Genomic DNA, 15,064 nt, shown 5'->3' on the forward strand with positions numbered 1-15,064 from the left:
TGCATGGCCCAACCGAAAGGTGAAAGAGATGAAGAACTACATTCAGCCGGGCGCGAACCTGACCGTCGTGGCGCCCTACGCCCGTGTCGCAGGTGAGGCGATGCTCGTCGGCGCGCTCGTGGGTATCGCACAGGAAGCCGTGGCCCAGGGTGACGAGGTTGTCATGGTGCGCACCGGCGTCTTCGAGGTTGCGAAGACCTCGGCGCAGGCCTGGACTGCAGGCGCGCCCATCTACTGGGATGACACCGCAAAGGTGTTCACCACCGTTGCGACCGACAACACCCTGTGCGGTGCAGCGGTGGCGTCTGCGGAGAACCCTTCGTCCACCGGCACGGTGCTGCTCGACGGCGCCATTCGCTGACGCGATGACCAGCGTCTTCGCGGGTATGACCGGGATCCTCGATGCTGTGCTCGGGGATTCCGTGACCGTGCAGCCGAAAGGTGGCGCGGAGCGTGCCGAGCAGGCGGTGTTCCGAGAGGGACCAGTGCTCGTCCTTGGCCGCGATGGTCAAGAGGTGACCACGGTCCTTCCCACCCTGTCTGGCGACCGGCTGAAGCTCCAAGACCTGATGCGAGGCAGCACGGTCAAGCCCGGAAACGGAAAAACCTATCGCGTTCTGTCCAGCATGCCGTCAGGCAGCCCCGCCGACGATGCTCGCCTGACCTTGAAGTTGGAGATGATCAGTGCATCCGCTTAAAGCCCTGCGCATTGCCTCAGCTGATCTGCTGTCCTCGGCGGGCCTTTCGGTCATCGTCGGAGCAGAGACCCGCGAGGTGACCATACTCGAACATCCGCCGATCGATGCAGCGGTTCCCGAAGAGTTGCTGCCCGCGATCTACTGCTATTGCCGCTCGGAGCGGATCGATTCTGACAGCATGCGCACGGATCGTCGGCAGGTGCTGATTGATTTTGTCCTGCAGGCGGAGGGTGTCGATCAGACCGCTCTCGATCAGGTTGACGACATGCATCTCGATGTCGAGCGCACCATCGCCGCAAGCGACAATCTCGGCGGGCTGGTCATGATGATCCGGCCCGTCGGCTCCGAGGTGAACGTTCAGCGAGGCGAAGTGGTCTTCGCAGCCCGCCGCGTGAGTTTTGAGGCCACCCTTATCCTTCCTCGTCACGATCCTTCCGTGACCCTCTGACGGGCCGACTTGGCCCTCACCATCCCGCGGCGACGCCGCCGGTCCCCACCTCTTGAAAATGGAGAGACAAGATGCCCGATGGAATGATCGGCTACGGAAGCATCGTCCGCATCGGTGTTGGAGAAACGCCGACTTGGACCACCCTCGACCTGCTCGGCGATCTTGAGATGCCCGATGAGCAGGTTGACGAGGTGGAAATCACCCACATGAAATCGCCTGGTCGGCGCAAGCAGTTCATCGCGGGGCTCACCGATAGCGGCGAGGTCGCAATTCCAATGAACTACATCCCGGGCAGTGATACGGACGTGCTGCTTACGTCGCTGCGCGCAAGCCGCGAGGAGGTGCTCGTCGAAATCACCCTGACCGACGATGTCGCCGCAGTTCCGGAAACATATTCGGGCTTCCTGAAGGGCTACAGCCGCACCGCGCCCATCAACGACAAGATGACGGCGGTCGCGACCTTCCGGCTCAGCGAAGAAGTGATCGCGTAATGGCAAACAGGTTTCTTGGAGAAGTCGACGTCACGGTCGAGGACAGAAACTGGAGGCTGCGCTTCGACTTCAACGCCATGTGCGAGTTCGAGGATCGCACGGGCAAGGACGCGATGAAGGCGTTCGAAGATGTCGAAAAGGGCAAAATCGGGATCCGCGATCTCCGCATGGTCGCTTATGTCTGCATGCTGCACCACCAGCCCGATGCCACTTTGCAGGAGGCAGGTGACCTCCTCAGCCGGGACATGGACGCGGTGATGCGGGTTCTGCGGGCCGCGGCGCCCGAAGCCGCCGATATCTCTGATGCTGAGCGCAGGGGTGCGGAGGGAAACGCGGCGCCGGGGCCGGGGGCCTAAGCTACCTCGACATGCTCGAGGACTATGTCGCCGCGGGGCTCGATCCCGCGGCGTTCTGGTCCCTGACTCCCCGGCTATTCCTCTACCAAATGCGCGGCGCCCGCCGCCGCATGGAAGGTGAAGAAGAGCTTTTCGTCCGGCAGTCCTGGCTCACGGCCAAGCTTTCTCGGGCGGAGAAGATACCTGGCCTGAAGAAGCTCTTGCGCAGGCGGAGCGCTTCGACCTCCCGCGAAGAGCTGAGAGCAAATCTGGCAGCGATGTCTTCGGCCCTGCCGAAAGTCTCGTTTGCCGAATGGCGCGCACGCCAAAGGAAATGACATGGCAAACACCACCATCGGACGGCTGCGCGTCATTCTTGGCGCGGATTCCTCGGAGCTCGATGAAGGGCTCTCGCGGGCGAAGGCCGAGTTTAAGGCGGTCAGTGCTGCCGTCGCCGGTATGGCGGCGGCGGCCGGCACCGCAATGCTGGCGATCACCCGCCAGGTGATCTCGGGCGCGAACGAGATTCAGCAGTTCGCGCGCGTTGCGAATGCGGCGCCCGAAGAGTTCCAGAAGTGGGCGGCTGCGACCTCGACCGTCGGCATCGAACAGGACAAGCTTGCCGATATCCTGAAGGATGTGAATGACCGCGTCGGTGACTTCCTGTCCACCGGCGGCGGCCCGATGGCGGACTTCTTCGAAAACATCGCGCCGAAGGTCGGGGTCACCGCTGAGCAATTCCGCAACCTTTCGGGTCCGCAGGCGCTGCAGCTCTACATCGACAGCTTGCAGAAGGCCGGGGTCAGCCAGGGCGAGATGACCTTCTACCTCGAGGCCATGGCGTCGGACCTGACCATGATGCTGCCGCTGCTCAAGGATGGCGGGGCGGAGATGGATCGGCTCGGGGATCGCGCCGAGGCACTTGGCGCGGTGCTCGACAGCGACACGATAGCGTCGATGCGGCGCACGCAGGTGGCGATTTCCGAAATCGGCCTTGTTTTCAAAGGAATTGCCTACGAGATCGCTCGGGGAATGACGCCGGTGCTTGAAGGCCTCGCGACCGCATTCAGCTCGCTGGCGGTCGAGGGCGCGCCGCTGCGGACCGCATTCAACACCATTGTCGATAACCTCGGGCGCCTGGCAGCATACGGTGCCACCGCAGTGGGGGTGTTCGGCGTTCAGTTGGCCGGCGGCATGATCGCGGCCAAGGTTGCAACCATGACGCTCGCTGGCGCGCTTTCCTTCCTCCGAGGTGCGCTGATCCGAACTGGTGTCGGTGCCCTGATCGTTGGTGCTGGCGAGTTGGTCTATCAGTTCGGACGGTTGGTCTCGGCCTCGGGTGGTTTCGGTGAGGCGATGAGTCTTTTGAAGGACGTCGCGCTCGAGGTCTGGGAGCGGATCAAGATCGGGGGCGAGTGGTTGGTTACATCGCTGCGCGTGGTGTTCAACGATATCTCCTTCAACTGGTCCTCGATGGTCGGGAACATGGGCGTGAAATGGGGAAAGTTCCTCGACGATGTGTCGGGCACGTCGCTTGGGAAGGCGCTGGGTCTAGAGGGGGGCAATGAGGCTGCTGCCGTCGCTGAGCTCAATGCTTCCCTCGCTGGGCTGAATAATTCCTACGGCGATCTTCTGGATCGACAGTACGAGCTGAAGAAGAGCATGACGGGGTCTCTTGAGAGTGTCGCGGCCCTTCGTTCAGCGATGCAGGGGGCGGGAGATGATGCCAGCGGCGCAGCAGATGCAGCCGCGCGGATTGACCAGGCTCTGAATGGCTCTGGCAGCGGTGCAGGCGAGGGCGGTGCCGATAAGGCTGGTGCGAAGGCCAAGGAAAAGCTGACCGAGCTTGAGCAGCGCGCCGAGCAGGCCGGCGACTCCATTCGTGGTAGCCTCACAGATGCCTTCAAGGGCATCGCGACTGGCGCCAAGTCCATGGGCGAAGCAGTTTCCAGCGTGCTATCCAGCCTGAGCGACATGCTGCTGACGAACGTCGGCAACGCGCTTTTCTCCGGCATTTCCTCGTCACTTGGCACGGCTATCGCCGGCAGCATTCCCGGCTACGCCAATGGCACGAACAATCACCCGGGCGGGCTCGCATGGGTAGGTGAGCGGGGGCGCGAGCTCGTCAACCTTCCGCGTGGGTCGCAGGTCATCCCGCACCAGCAGTTGCGCAGTCTCGACCGAGATGCCGGGCAGGCGGGAATGGCGCGCGTGGAGATCGTGCCGAGCCCGTATTTCGACAGCCGCGTCGTCGGGATCAGCCAGAACACGGCGGGGCCCATGGTGCTCAACTCGGCGCGGGCGCAGCAGAAGAACTTCGGCAACATCGCGGCCGCATATCAGGAGAGAGGTGTTCCTGGATGAGCCGTCCTTTGGTTTCCATCCCGATGGACCTGCTGACCGCAACAGAGATCGATTGGGATATCGACTGGCGCGGGCAGCCCGGCGCCGAGAGCACGGCTGACACCTCGCAGGTGATCTACAACCGGTTCCCGCGGTGGGTCGGCGCGCTGTCCCTGGTGCAGCCTCCGGCCATCATCGGACGCTGGCGCGCTCTGCGTTGGTCGGCGCAGGGCAGGGCGGGCATCTACCGCCTGCCGATGATCGATCCGGCGATCTTCGACCGCACCGTTGTCCCCCAGAAGATGGCATCTTCGCTCGGCTTCGGCTTTCCTGTCGGGAGTGGTTTCCTTGGGGACTTCAGCGAGCAAGCGGTTCCGACCGTCTCGGCAGCCAGCGCTGCACCCGCGGGCTCCGACGTTGTGCGCATCTCCGTCACTGAACTCGACCTTGTGCCCGCGGTTGGTCAGATCATCAGTGCAGACGATTGGCCGATGGGTGTCACCGACGTGAGCTACGAGGGCGGCGCGACATTCGCGCTTGGCGTGCAGATGCCGCTGCGGGCGCCGATCTCTGCAGGTGACTCTATTAGCCTCGTCGGCACGGGGCGCTTCGAAGTCCTGACCGATATGGCCGGTCGGGGTGGCTACGGGCTGGATCGCGTCAGCGCTCCAAGCATCGAATTCCGTGAGGTTCTGACCCGATGAGCTTCTTTCCAGAGAGCTTCAACCCGCGCGACCCTGTCGTGTGGGGTCTCGACCTAGTGGCGCTCGACACGCCAGACGGGATCGCGCGCTTCATGATCGGCACCGATGGCACCTTCACCGACAGCCTTGGGCGTCCCTGGTATGGCTCGCAGCTGCTCACGCTCTCGGGGATGGAAAGCGCGATCAACGGCCTGGCGCCGGCGGGTAAGGTCGGCATGGCCTTCCTGCAGGACCCAGACGGGCCCAACGTGATCGAGAGCCTGAAGGAATACGGAGCTGCTTATCTCGACGGGCGCCCGATCGACTTTTTCGTGCAGCCGCTGGCCGGGCCGCACGAGTTCTCGGCCCCGACCGCGCCGCCTCTGCAATGGGCCCGGCGCACCATGCGGACCATGGGCAAGACGCTCAGTGGCCCGCTGCAGCGTGAAATCTGGGTCGGCTTCGAGGCCTACAGTGAAAAGCGCCGCACCGCGCGCCGGATCGCCATGAACACCGAGGGGCACGCCGAGCTGATCGGCGAGAGCAATCCCTCGCTCGAGTTTCTTCCCACCAGCGAGTTCAAGGGGACCGTCTGGAATGACTGACATCATCCCCGCCGAGGTTCACGTGCCTGCGCTGATGCAGGAGATGAATCGCTGGAATCTGCGCGAGTTCCAGTGGGGCGAAATGGACTGCGGCACGACCGTCGCCGACTGGGTGTGGCGCGTGAAGGGCGCGGACCCGATGGCGCACGTGCGCGGCATGTATGACAGCCCGGCGAGCTGCCAGAAGCTGCTCGGCGTTGTGACGGACCCTGTGGGGGCCTACGAGCGCTGTTTCGCGACCATCGGCGGACTGCCCCGCGTAGACGCTCAGTCGCGCGGTGACGTGGCTGTCTGCGCGCGCTACGGCGAGCGGTTTCCCATCGGGGCGATCTGGAACGGCCGGCAGTGGATCAGCAAGGGCAGGGACTGCGTGACCTTCCTCGATGCCCGGATCGTGCAGCCGTTCGCCATCTGGGGGCTGGGCTATGCGGAATAACCTGCGCAGTTCCACGGCTCTGTCCCTGCCACAGCCGGTGCATGCGCCTCAGGCGTTGGGCTTTGTCCTCGGCGCGGCCGGGGCGAGCACCGCGACCGTTGCGGCTGCAGGTGGAGCGTTCGCGGCGGCAACTGCCGGGGCAACCTTTGCGGCATCGGCCATCGGCGGCGCGGTGATCAACGCGACGATTGGCATCGGCCTCTCACTTCTTGCGCAGTCGCTCCAGCCTGCGGCGGCGGTTGCCAAGCCATCGGTGCAGATGCGGAACTCGGCGCAGCCGGTGACATATGCGCAGTTCGCGCTCGGCAAGGTGCGCAACGGCGGCTTCCTGGGCTTCACCGAGAAGTCGGGCAAGTACCGCTACAACATCTGCGTGATCGCGGCGCATCCGATCAACGGCATCGTCACGCACTACATCGACGAGCGCCCGGTTACCGAGATCAACGTCGGCGACGACAACAGCATCAGCCAGCCGGATGTGGGCGGCAAGGGCAAGCTCTGGCCGTTCCTCGGCGCGCCGGGGCAGTCGCTGCATCCGGACGTCTACGCGAATTTCCCGCAGCTCACCGAGGCACACGACTTCAAGGGCCTCTCGGGATGCGTGGTGCGCGGCAAGGCGCCGGGCAATCCCGAGCACCTGACCGAGTATTACCCCGGCGAGATTATATGGGCCTATGCCCCGGTCTTCGAAGGCTACACCGGGATCTACGATCCGCGCACGGACAGCACCGGCTACACGAACAACGCCGCGCTGATCCTCGCGTGGTGGCTCACTGAGGTGCAGGGCATCGAGGTGGACTGGGATGACGTCGCGATTGAGGCGGATGTTTGTGACGAGGATGTCCTGCAGCGCGACGGCGTGACCACGCAAAAGCGCTGGACGATCAACACTGTGATCTCGGACGATCAGGACTTCGAGACCCAGCGCGCGCAGCTCTGCGCCGCTTGCGATGGCTTCCTCTATGAGCGTCCTGACGGCAGGGCGGGCTTCTACGTGGGCCGCTACATCGCGCCGGATGTCACGCTGACCGATACCGACTTCTGGAGCCTGAGCCCGAGCGAGGGGCAGACGGGCAGCAGCGCGCCCACCGAAATCGCGCCAGAATACACCGAGCCCGACAACCACTACCGAGAGTTCCAAGGCGGGGCCTACGTCTTCACCGAGGTGGAGCGCCGGGTGCGCGAGACGCCGCAGCTCTTCGCCATTGACAACCACAACCAGGCGCAGCGCGTGGCCAAACGCATCGGCCTTATGAAAAGGGCGCGCTGGAAGCTCGAAGGCTCCATCGGGATGATCGGCTACGAGCTGATCGGCAAGCGCTTCGTGAAAATCGAGCACGCCGAGGCTGGGATCGACGCCGTCTTCGAGATAGGCAAGCTGGCCCGCACCAGCATCGGTACGTTCGACATCACCGCGCAATCGATCGAGGCGTCCGACTTCGATTTCGACGCGGTGACCGATGAGCCAGACCGGCCCGAGATCACGGAAGTCACGGGCCTCGATGATGGCGTCGATGACGTGACCGGCGTCACGGCGGTCAGCAGCGCGCAAGGGCAGATCACCGTTAGCTGGGATGCTCAGGACGAAATCTACCAGCAGCGCGCCCGCCTGACCGACATCAACGGCGACGAGATCGTCCTCACGCAGACGCAGGATGACACCTCGCTGGTCTTCACCGGCCTGGTGCCCGGGGCCGATTACGTGGTCGAGGTCCGCAACCAGAGCGCCACGCGCAACGGCGATTGGATCGCGGCAACGCCGGATGTGGTCACTGCCTCGGGCACTGCGCCAGGCGACCTCTCGGTGGATAGCGCGACGGCCGACGTTGGCGAGGTGAACGTCACCGGCACCGCCGGCACAAATACCGCCGGCGTTATCATCTACCGCGCCGCGTCCAATGATTTCGCACTGGCGTCCTACATCACTGGCGTAGTGCCGGCTGGCTCATTTGCTGCCTTCGACATCACGGCCAGCTCGGCCGCCGGCGCTGCCTATTTCTGGGCGGTGCCGATAACTGCTGCAGGCGTCGAAGGCGCGCCCGTGGGCTCCTATTCCCTCACCGTCACCTAAGAGGCACCCATGTCATTTCTCCGCACGACCGTGACGGGCAGCATCTTCCTGCCCGATGGCTCTGTGATGCCCGATGGCGCGAACATCATCTTCACTCTGCGTTCGTGGGACAAGGATGCGGACCTGGACGCGCTCGCGCTCCCGGGCCCCATCATTGCCACCGTCGAGGAGGGGTCGATCTCTGTGCAGCTTATCCGCACGGCCTCGACAGACCTGCAGACCACGTATGACGTCGGCTATATCTACCGTAACCAGTGGACACAATTGCCTGTGCCTGGGCGCCTCGGTGTCATCGCGATCAGCGGTGCAGGTCCTGTCGACCTCGCTGATATCCTGGCGATCCCGGCTCCCGTACCAAATGTTCCGGATGCGCTGGCTCAGGCGCTGGCGGCGGCGGCAGACGCCATGCAGGCGGTGCAGGATGCGAACAGCGCCGCTTTGCTGGCCCTGGTTGGGACGGGGGCAGGCTTCGACAGCGTGCAGCAGCTCCTTGACAGCACGATCAACTACGGCGCGAACAGTGTGTCGCATAATGGTGAGACGGTCACTCTAAACGTTGCTGCTGGTGATCGTTGGTCGACGAAGGAAGGATACGCGTATGACGTGCTTCCGCTTGGTGCTATGGACTACCACCTGATCACCGAAGGTGATGTTCTCCTGAAGGCGGTGCCGAATGCGTCGGGTGAACTGACCTACCAGCAATTCGCGGCTGTCGAGTGCGCCGCTGATGGGGCAGGGGTGGACAGCTATCCCCAGATGCAGGCGTGTATCATCGCTGCCGAAAATATTGGCGCGAAAGTCCGACATCGTGGCCGGTTCCGCTCGGGCTATCTTCTCTTCGCGGGGACGGCAGACAAATCGGTCGAGATTTACGGATCAGGCCCATCTGACGAGTTGTTCTTTGTGGACCCAACGTTCGCGAGGACCCGCCGTGGTGGCTTCGTCATTGGCTCGAGTCGTGAGCAGAACCGGGAGAACGGCTTGGCTCTTGGCCTGGCGGGGACCTATACCAACCCCGAGAACAGCGGCTTTGCCGAGCTTGGACTAGGGGAGTATCTGCGCGACAACCTCGGATCGGTTCAGGCGCGCTATACCTCGATCCACGATCTGCGCATTACCGCGCTGCACGAGGGTGGGCTTCAGGGCGGCTATGCGATCAACATGGTTAACGCGTTGGGCTGTGCCGCCTGGAACATCTGGGGGGATGGTTGGACGCAGCTTCTCAACATCGGCTCCGATGTTGCGCCGGCGACTCCCTCATGCCACGACTGCCATGCGTGGAACCTCTTCGTCGACACGCCGGACCAGACGATCTGCTACTACAGCATCGGCTTCATCGCGAATTCGACCTCCTGCACGATCAGGGATGCGCAGGCAAACAAAGGATCGGCGGACACCACCAACAACAACGTGGCCTCGATGAACTTCTGCGAGGACTGCTTCATCGAGGGCGTGAGGGCCTACAATGTCGGAACGAACGGCAATTCGACCGGGGTGACGGTGAACGGCTCCAAGAACAGCGGTGCACGGCGCATCCACATTGAGGGGGCAAAATATGCCGTGGGCGTTGCAAACACACAGGGCCGGACGCTCACCGCCGCGGAACGCAGCGTCATCGAGGATGTGACCGGGGTGAGTTGCAGCGAAGCTGCGGTTAAGCTGGCCGGCACCTTTGCCGACATCCGCCGGGTGAATGATCCGAACTGCGCCGCGACCTACAAGATCCTCACCGGTGCCGCCGACCTCGAGTGCGATCTGCGGCGGGGTCAGACGGTCGAGACGAACATTGCCAAGCGTATCGGCGAGAGCATTCAGGGCGATCGTATCCATTTCGGAACGTACGTGGAGCGGGTGTATCAAGCCCTCGCGTGCGATCTGACGATCGGGGCCGCTAACGGCGGGACGCTGACCTACCTGCAGGACGATGGTGCAGGCAATCTTATCGCGATGAAGAAGCTCGATGAGTTCGTCTCGCTCGTGGGTATCGCGGCCTATGGCTACTTCGCCGCTGGCGGCGACACTGCGGGGGCGGCCATCACCGTCGATATCCTCAAGCAGCTCGCCTACAACTCGAGCACGGCGGAAGCCGCGCAGCTGGTGAGCATTTCGAGTGCATCGACCGCGGCGGCTTCCGATGCTGCGGCCGACACTGCGCGGACGCTCGGCTACCAGGTGAGCGTGTTCGACCAGACCGAGGATGAATTGCTCGGGAAGGCCGAGATCACGAACGCGCCGGTAGGCAGCCGCCTCAAGTCGGTGCGGGTGCAGGGTTACGTCTACAGCTGAACACGGTGAGCCGGGGCGGTCCCGGGCGGCGCCGATCTGTAATCAACCAGTGCCTCCCGCTTTGGCGGGCTTTATTTTGCAATGGGGGCAGCATGACGAAAGCGGACTTCATGCCGCGCACGCGGACGATCATCGGGCTGATCCGTGACTTCTTCTGGCTCGGGGCAGTGGTCACGCCCATGATGCTGGCCATGCTCTACGGCCTCTATTCCTACAATCGCGGCTGGATCGTCTCGACGGTCAAGGATGAGTTGGGGATCGAGGGGCTGGCGACCGAGGGAACGGTGGCGAAGCTCGCCGACCAGGTGGAGAAGCTCGGCGAGGATGTCAGGCGCGCGACCGGTGAGGATCGGGTGATCCGCCAGCCGCAGGGGCTTTCCTATGTCGAGGAGCCGGTGAGTGTCGGCGAAAACGTGGTGCTGTGGCTCACGGTGGCGCGCACGCGTCTCGGCAAGGATTGCCGGCTGCGGGACTGGACGCCGCTCTTCACGGATGGCCGCAACGTGCCGCTGGCGGGCACCCGGCGCCATCCGGGCGGCGTGTCGCGCCAGATCGGCGATGACTTCGAGAAGCTCCGGGTAGAGATGGTTCCGCCGCGCAACCTCATCCCCGGGCGGATCGAGCTCTACCTTGTGCTCGACTACGATTGCGCGGGCAAGCGCGTGCCGGATCGGACGGATGTGGTCACCTACCAACTCCTCGGCTGACATACGCGACCACCGGTGGCGACCTGTCGCGCGGTCTTTGGGAAATGGCTTCCATCTCAGCGCGTGCCTGAATAGGGTGCAGCCGGGGTGATCCGGGCCTGTGGTTTCCGGATGCGCCTGCATCCGTAGATTGAACGAAGTCCGAAAGCCTGCTCTAGGGGTGCCATGAAAATCCATGTCGGAAAACTCGCGGTCACACTTCTGGCCATCTTCGTGATCGCCTTCCCCAAGGCCGGCGTTGTTCCCGGGGGGGTGCCGCTTTACATCTCGGTCCCTGTCGGCGAGGTGGTCGCGCTTCTGGGCTGGCTCTGGGCCTTGCGCCACCCTGGCCGCTCCGAGTCGATCTGGGGACTGGCGCTGCTGCTCTGGGTTACCCTGACATGGGTGCACCATGTTCTGTGGAGCGAGGCACTCGACATGCGGGGCATGGCTCGCCTGGTGTTCAACTATCTGCCGGTCACCGGGCTCGGGATCGCGTTTTTCTTCATGAGATCGCCGCAAATGACGGACCGGGCGCTAACCGCGACCAAATGGGCCTTCTACTTCTTGCTCGCCTACTCGGTGCTGCAGATGCTGGTCGGTGCCGACACGGTCGCGATCCAGCACCTCACGGCAAATTACGAGGAAAGTTTCGAGGAAGTGGAGCGGCGCTCAAACCTGATCCATGCCCTCGGGGTCGCGAAAGTCTTTGGCACCTACCAGAACGGCAATATCTTCAGCCTGACGCTGGTGATGATCTTCCCGATCATCATGGCGGCAGAAAAGCGAATGTGGGTCATCTTCTGCGCGGCGGCCGTGCTGCATGTCGTGGTGATCTTTTCGGCATCCGCATCCTCCTACATCGCGCTCGCGATCGTGGATTTCCTGCTCGCGATCGCGCTGCGCAGGCTGTGGATTTACATGCCGATCCTCGGGGTGATCGTTGCGGTCGGGGTTATCCTGCTGCTCTCGCAATGCAACAACTGCGGGATGATAGAGCTGATGAATTCGCGGCTCTTCGATCGAGACCTGACCACCAATATGCGCTGGTACAAGACAGGCCTCTGGTGGGATCGCGCATTGAACGATCCGATGATTTTCGTGGTTGGGGAAATGGGGGGCAACATCCTCACAATCTTCGAGGTGCTAGCGCTGAGCATCGCGCAATATTACGGGCTGCTCGCTCTGGTCCTCTTCTACGGCTTCTATCTGTCGGTCCTGAAGCCGTTTCGGTACCGGGCCTACAAGGCCGGAATGATCGGATACCTGGTGTCGAGTTTCGGCGAGGGCGGGTTTTGGCTCACCCCTACGCCGTACATCATCGGATGGTGTTTGGCTCTATGCGTGGCACTGGACGCAAAGGAACTCAGTACCAAGCGTAGTACGCAATCCATGGAGCCAGAAGAAGGCCGAGGCGGCCGGCATTTGCCTGCCGCCGCGTGACCTCCAGTTCCTTTTCGGCCCAACCTAGTTTGAATTCGGCGGCCAATAGGAGGGTATAGATCGCGGGGATGCCCCACCACGGCATTTCGGTCATCTTAGTCTCTTTCAAATGAAGTGGCATGCGCTTCGAGCCCTGAATGGGGCTCGAACTCTCGCAGCACAATACCTTCAGAAAATCTGAAAACCAACGCCCTGCAGATGCGGGGTCTCTTAGCATGGGACAACGTGATGCGAGACGAAATCCGCGCACTGCAGATGGCGCTGAACGAGCTTGGTTTCGATGCTGGCCCGGAAGATGGGATCCTCGGCGAGCGTACGCGCGGGGCCGCGGGTGACTACCTCGCCAGCCGACAGGTGACCTCGACCATTGCGCCGCCGCGTTTCACCGGCGCCGCCAAGCGCCTCGATGACATCGACCTGCCGCGGATCGGCGCGCAGATCGGCTTGGGCGAGGACGAGCTGCATGCGGTGATGGAGGTTGAGGCCCGGGGCTCGGGATTCGACTCGCAGGACCGCGTGACGCAGCTCTATGAGCCGCATGTTTTCTACCGCGAGCTGGGGCCGGGGGCCGAGCGTGACCGCGCCGTGGCGCAGGGGCTCGCCTACAAGAGCTGGGGCACGCGCGCCTATCCCAAGGACAGCTACCCGCGCCTGCTCGCGGCCATCAAGATCAACGAGGAGGCCGCGCTGCGGTCCTGCAGCTGGGGGCTCGGGCAGATCATGGGCTTCAATGCCGAGATGATCGGCTACCCGAGCGCCCGCGCCATGGTCGAGGCCTTTGCCGAGGACGAGGCTGCGCAGCTTCAAGGGCTGGTCGACTACATCGTGGCGGCCGGGCTGGACGACGAGCTGCGGCGCCACGACTGGGCCGGGTTCGCGCGCGGCTACAACGGGCCGAGCTACGCCACGCACGGCTATCACACGAAGCTGCGCAGCGCCTTCCTGAAATGGGACGCGATCCCTGACACAACCTATCCGGAGGCGGCGTGATGGCGCGGCTCGGTCGCAAGCTCCGCTCGCTGCAGGGCAGTATGGTTGCCTTCATGTGCCCCGGCTGCCGGATGATGCACCAGGTCGGAGTCGGGGAAGGCCCCGGCCCGCGGTGGGGCTACAACTGCAACCCGGACACGCCGACCTTCTCGCCGTCGATCAAGGTCAAGGGAACCGAGCGGCTCACTGATGAGCAGCACGCGGCCATCATGCGCGGCGAACCATTCGAGCCCGCGCCGTTTCTCTGCCACAGCTTCGTGCGCGAGGGGCGCATCCAGTTTCTGAACGACTGCAGCCATGCGCTGGCCGGGCAGGCGGTCGATCTCCCCGACCTCGATCTGCCCTGATGGGCGTCCGCTTCCTCCCGATCACCGACTGGCGCCTCGCGCTGGTCCTCTCCGCGGCTGCGTGCCGCTTACTGAAAGGACAAGACCATGAACGCCCTGAACAACGTCTACGTTCGCCTCGCCCTCTATATCCTCTCCCCGCTGCTCACGGCGCTGGTGGCCGCGTTCCCCGGCTGGGGCATCGGCTACGCGGACGGGGTGCTGACCATTGACCTCGCCACGCTCGTCGGGGCCATCGTCGTCGCGGTCGGCCTGTCCGGCAGCATCTTCGCAAAATGGGGCGTGAAATAGCGCGCCTTTGAAATCGGGCGTTCTGCCTGATGCGCGCCGGGCGCTTCCCGGCAGCGGCCTTCGGGCTGCAAGGCACAGTAGGAACCCTGCTGAGCTGTCCCTGTTGGACCTCCCCGGCCTTCGGGCCGGGGCTTTTTCATTTAGGCCGCAGCTCCTATGTGCGTCTCATGTGGACACGAAAGCGTACGGTAATTGCAGGTCGCACTGACGGTGACAACGACTGGATCGTCCTCAAAGACGGGCAGCAGGTGGGGAGGGTGCACACATCCCATCTTCCTGATCCGGCGTTTAGCTGGGAGTGGGCGATCCAAGTGCCGCCAGTTGCGCAGGGCTATGCGGCGGGGTTGGACGAAGCTCTAGAAGAAACTTGGAAGCGATTGAGCTGATCTTCGGGCCGGTTCAGTTGCTCCGAAATTGGTGGGGCAAGACCGAGGGCGCTCGCAAGATGATCGTATGGTTGAAAATCTCATCAGCTTGCGATCCTAGAAACTAGCATCACGGTCGCATTGAGCATCGAAACCGCAGGGTTGCGTCGGCAACGCTTGCTCGCTCGTTTGTAAGCCCCTACGCCTTAGTCGATTGATTTCATGTCTTTGGGTGAGGTGCATGAGTCGTAACACAAGAAGATTTTTCAGTTGCAAAGCCTGCGGTCACCAAATGCGCTTTGGCGCCCGTCAGTGCGGAGGTTGTTTTCAGCCAACGACGATTTGGAACAGGAAAAGTACCTACGTGGCGGTGCTTGTGATCCCTGTAGCGCTACTAGCTGTTTTGTTGGTCTGGGCTCTGTGATGACCCCGTAATGGACTGCACCGCTCCTATTGGCTGCTTGGGCTACTTCTCTTGCTCTGCGGGGGGAGGCGTTCTCTCCTGAGGGTGTGCTCTCTTCTTCCGCGACGGACGGGAGAACCTGA

17 protein-coding genes are annotated in these 15,064 nt (G+C 63.2%); all 17 read left to right on the top strand.

Features of this window, described 5'->3' with window-relative positions; all coding sequences use genetic code 11:
• Nucleotides 1–28 precede the first annotated feature (28 nt).
• The 17 genes from LC039_RS22475 to LC039_RS22555 all read left to right on the top strand — a co-directional run bounded on the left by LC039_RS22475 (nt 29) and on the right by LC039_RS22555 (nt 14,153).
• The gene (locus tag LC039_RS22475; RefSeq protein ID WP_226628418.1) at nt 29–361 is read left to right on the top strand and encodes a DUF2190 family protein; all 333 of its coding nucleotides are present in this window, start codon (nt 29–31) and stop codon (nt 359–361) included.
• A 4-nt stretch (nt 362–365) separates the two neighbouring features.
• Nucleotides 366–698: a hypothetical protein gene (locus LC039_RS22480; protein ID WP_226628419.1), complete on the top strand. Its 333-nt coding sequence runs from the start codon at nt 366–368 to the stop codon at nt 696–698.
• Nucleotides 685–1,146, top strand: coding sequence for a hypothetical protein (locus LC039_RS22485; protein WP_226628420.1), 462 nt, complete (start codon nt 685–687; stop codon nt 1,144–1,146). The genes LC039_RS22480 and LC039_RS22485 overlap by 14 nt, the downstream gene beginning before the upstream one ends.
• Nucleotides 1,147–1,217: 71 nt before the next feature.
• A complete protein-coding gene (locus LC039_RS22490) occupies nt 1,218–1,637 on the top strand; it encodes a phage tail tube protein (RefSeq protein ID WP_226628421.1) in 420 nt (139 codons plus the stop codon).
• Entirely contained in the window at nt 1,637–1,993 is a 357-nt protein-coding gene (locus LC039_RS22495; protein WP_226628423.1) for a hypothetical protein, read from the top strand. Before LC039_RS22490 ends, LC039_RS22495 begins: the two co-directional genes overlap by 1 nt.
• Before the next feature lie 11 nt (nt 1,994–2,004).
• Nucleotides 2,005–2,310: a hypothetical protein gene (locus LC039_RS22500; protein WP_226628425.1), complete on the top strand. Its 306-nt coding sequence runs from the start codon at nt 2,005–2,007 to the stop codon at nt 2,308–2,310.
• 1 nt (nt 2,311) lies between these two features.
• The gene (locus LC039_RS22505) at nt 2,312–4,336 is read left to right on the top strand and encodes a hypothetical protein (RefSeq protein WP_226628427.1); all 2,025 of its coding nucleotides are present in this window, start codon (nt 2,312–2,314) and stop codon (nt 4,334–4,336) included.
• Between the two features lie 23 nt (nt 4,337–4,359).
• Nucleotides 4,360–5,019: a hypothetical protein gene (locus LC039_RS22510; RefSeq protein ID WP_226628429.1), complete on the top strand. Its 660-nt coding sequence runs from the start codon at nt 4,360–4,362 to the stop codon at nt 5,017–5,019.
• On the top strand, nt 5,016–5,603 hold the full coding sequence (locus LC039_RS22515) for a hypothetical protein (protein ID WP_226628431.1): 588 nt from the start codon (nt 5,016–5,018) through the stop codon (nt 5,601–5,603). The genes LC039_RS22510 and LC039_RS22515 overlap by 4 nt, the downstream gene beginning before the upstream one ends.
• Nucleotides 5,596–6,039, top strand: coding sequence for a DUF6950 family protein (locus LC039_RS22520; RefSeq protein ID WP_226628433.1), 444 nt, complete (start codon nt 5,596–5,598; stop codon nt 6,037–6,039). The genes LC039_RS22515 and LC039_RS22520 overlap by 8 nt, the downstream gene beginning before the upstream one ends.
• The gene (locus LC039_RS22525; protein ID WP_226628434.1) at nt 6,029–8,110 is read left to right on the top strand and encodes a fibronectin type III domain-containing protein; all 2,082 of its coding nucleotides are present in this window, start codon (nt 6,029–6,031) and stop codon (nt 8,108–8,110) included. The genes LC039_RS22520 and LC039_RS22525 overlap by 11 nt, the downstream gene beginning before the upstream one ends.
• 9 nt (nt 8,111–8,119) lie before the next feature.
• Nucleotides 8,120–10,396 carry a hypothetical protein gene (locus tag LC039_RS22530; RefSeq protein ID WP_226628436.1) on the top strand — a complete coding sequence of 759 codons (2,277 nt, stop codon included), beginning with the start codon at nt 8,120–8,122 and terminating at the stop codon, nt 10,394–10,396.
• Between the two features lie 92 nt (nt 10,397–10,488).
• Entirely contained in the window at nt 10,489–11,103 is a 615-nt protein-coding gene (locus LC039_RS22535) for a hypothetical protein (RefSeq protein ID WP_226628438.1), read from the top strand.
• Nucleotides 11,104–11,268: 165 nt separating this feature from the next.
• Nucleotides 11,269–12,525, top strand: a complete 1,257-nt coding sequence (locus LC039_RS22540) for a hypothetical protein (protein ID WP_226628440.1) — start codon at nt 11,269–11,271, stop codon at nt 12,523–12,525.
• A 228-nt stretch (nt 12,526–12,753) separates the two neighbouring features.
• Nucleotides 12,754–13,515, top strand: a complete 762-nt coding sequence (locus tag LC039_RS22545) for an N-acetylmuramidase domain-containing protein (RefSeq protein ID WP_226628442.1) — start codon at nt 12,754–12,756, stop codon at nt 13,513–13,515.
• On the top strand, nt 13,515–13,862 hold the full coding sequence (locus LC039_RS22550) for a DUF6527 family protein (RefSeq protein ID WP_226628443.1): 348 nt from the start codon (nt 13,515–13,517) through the stop codon (nt 13,860–13,862). Before LC039_RS22545 ends, LC039_RS22550 begins: the two co-directional genes overlap by 1 nt.
• Nucleotides 13,863–13,949: 87 nt before the next feature.
• Nucleotides 13,950–14,153 carry a hypothetical protein gene (locus LC039_RS22555; protein WP_224917755.1) on the top strand — a complete coding sequence of 68 codons (204 nt, stop codon included), beginning with the start codon at nt 13,950–13,952 and terminating at the stop codon, nt 14,151–14,153.
• Nucleotides 14,154–15,064: the final 911 nt, after the last annotated feature.

This window comes from Alloyangia pacifica (genome assembly GCF_020524285.1).
Classification (GTDB): domain Bacteria; phylum Pseudomonadota; class Alphaproteobacteria; order Rhodobacterales; family Rhodobacteraceae; genus Salipiger; species Salipiger pacificus_B.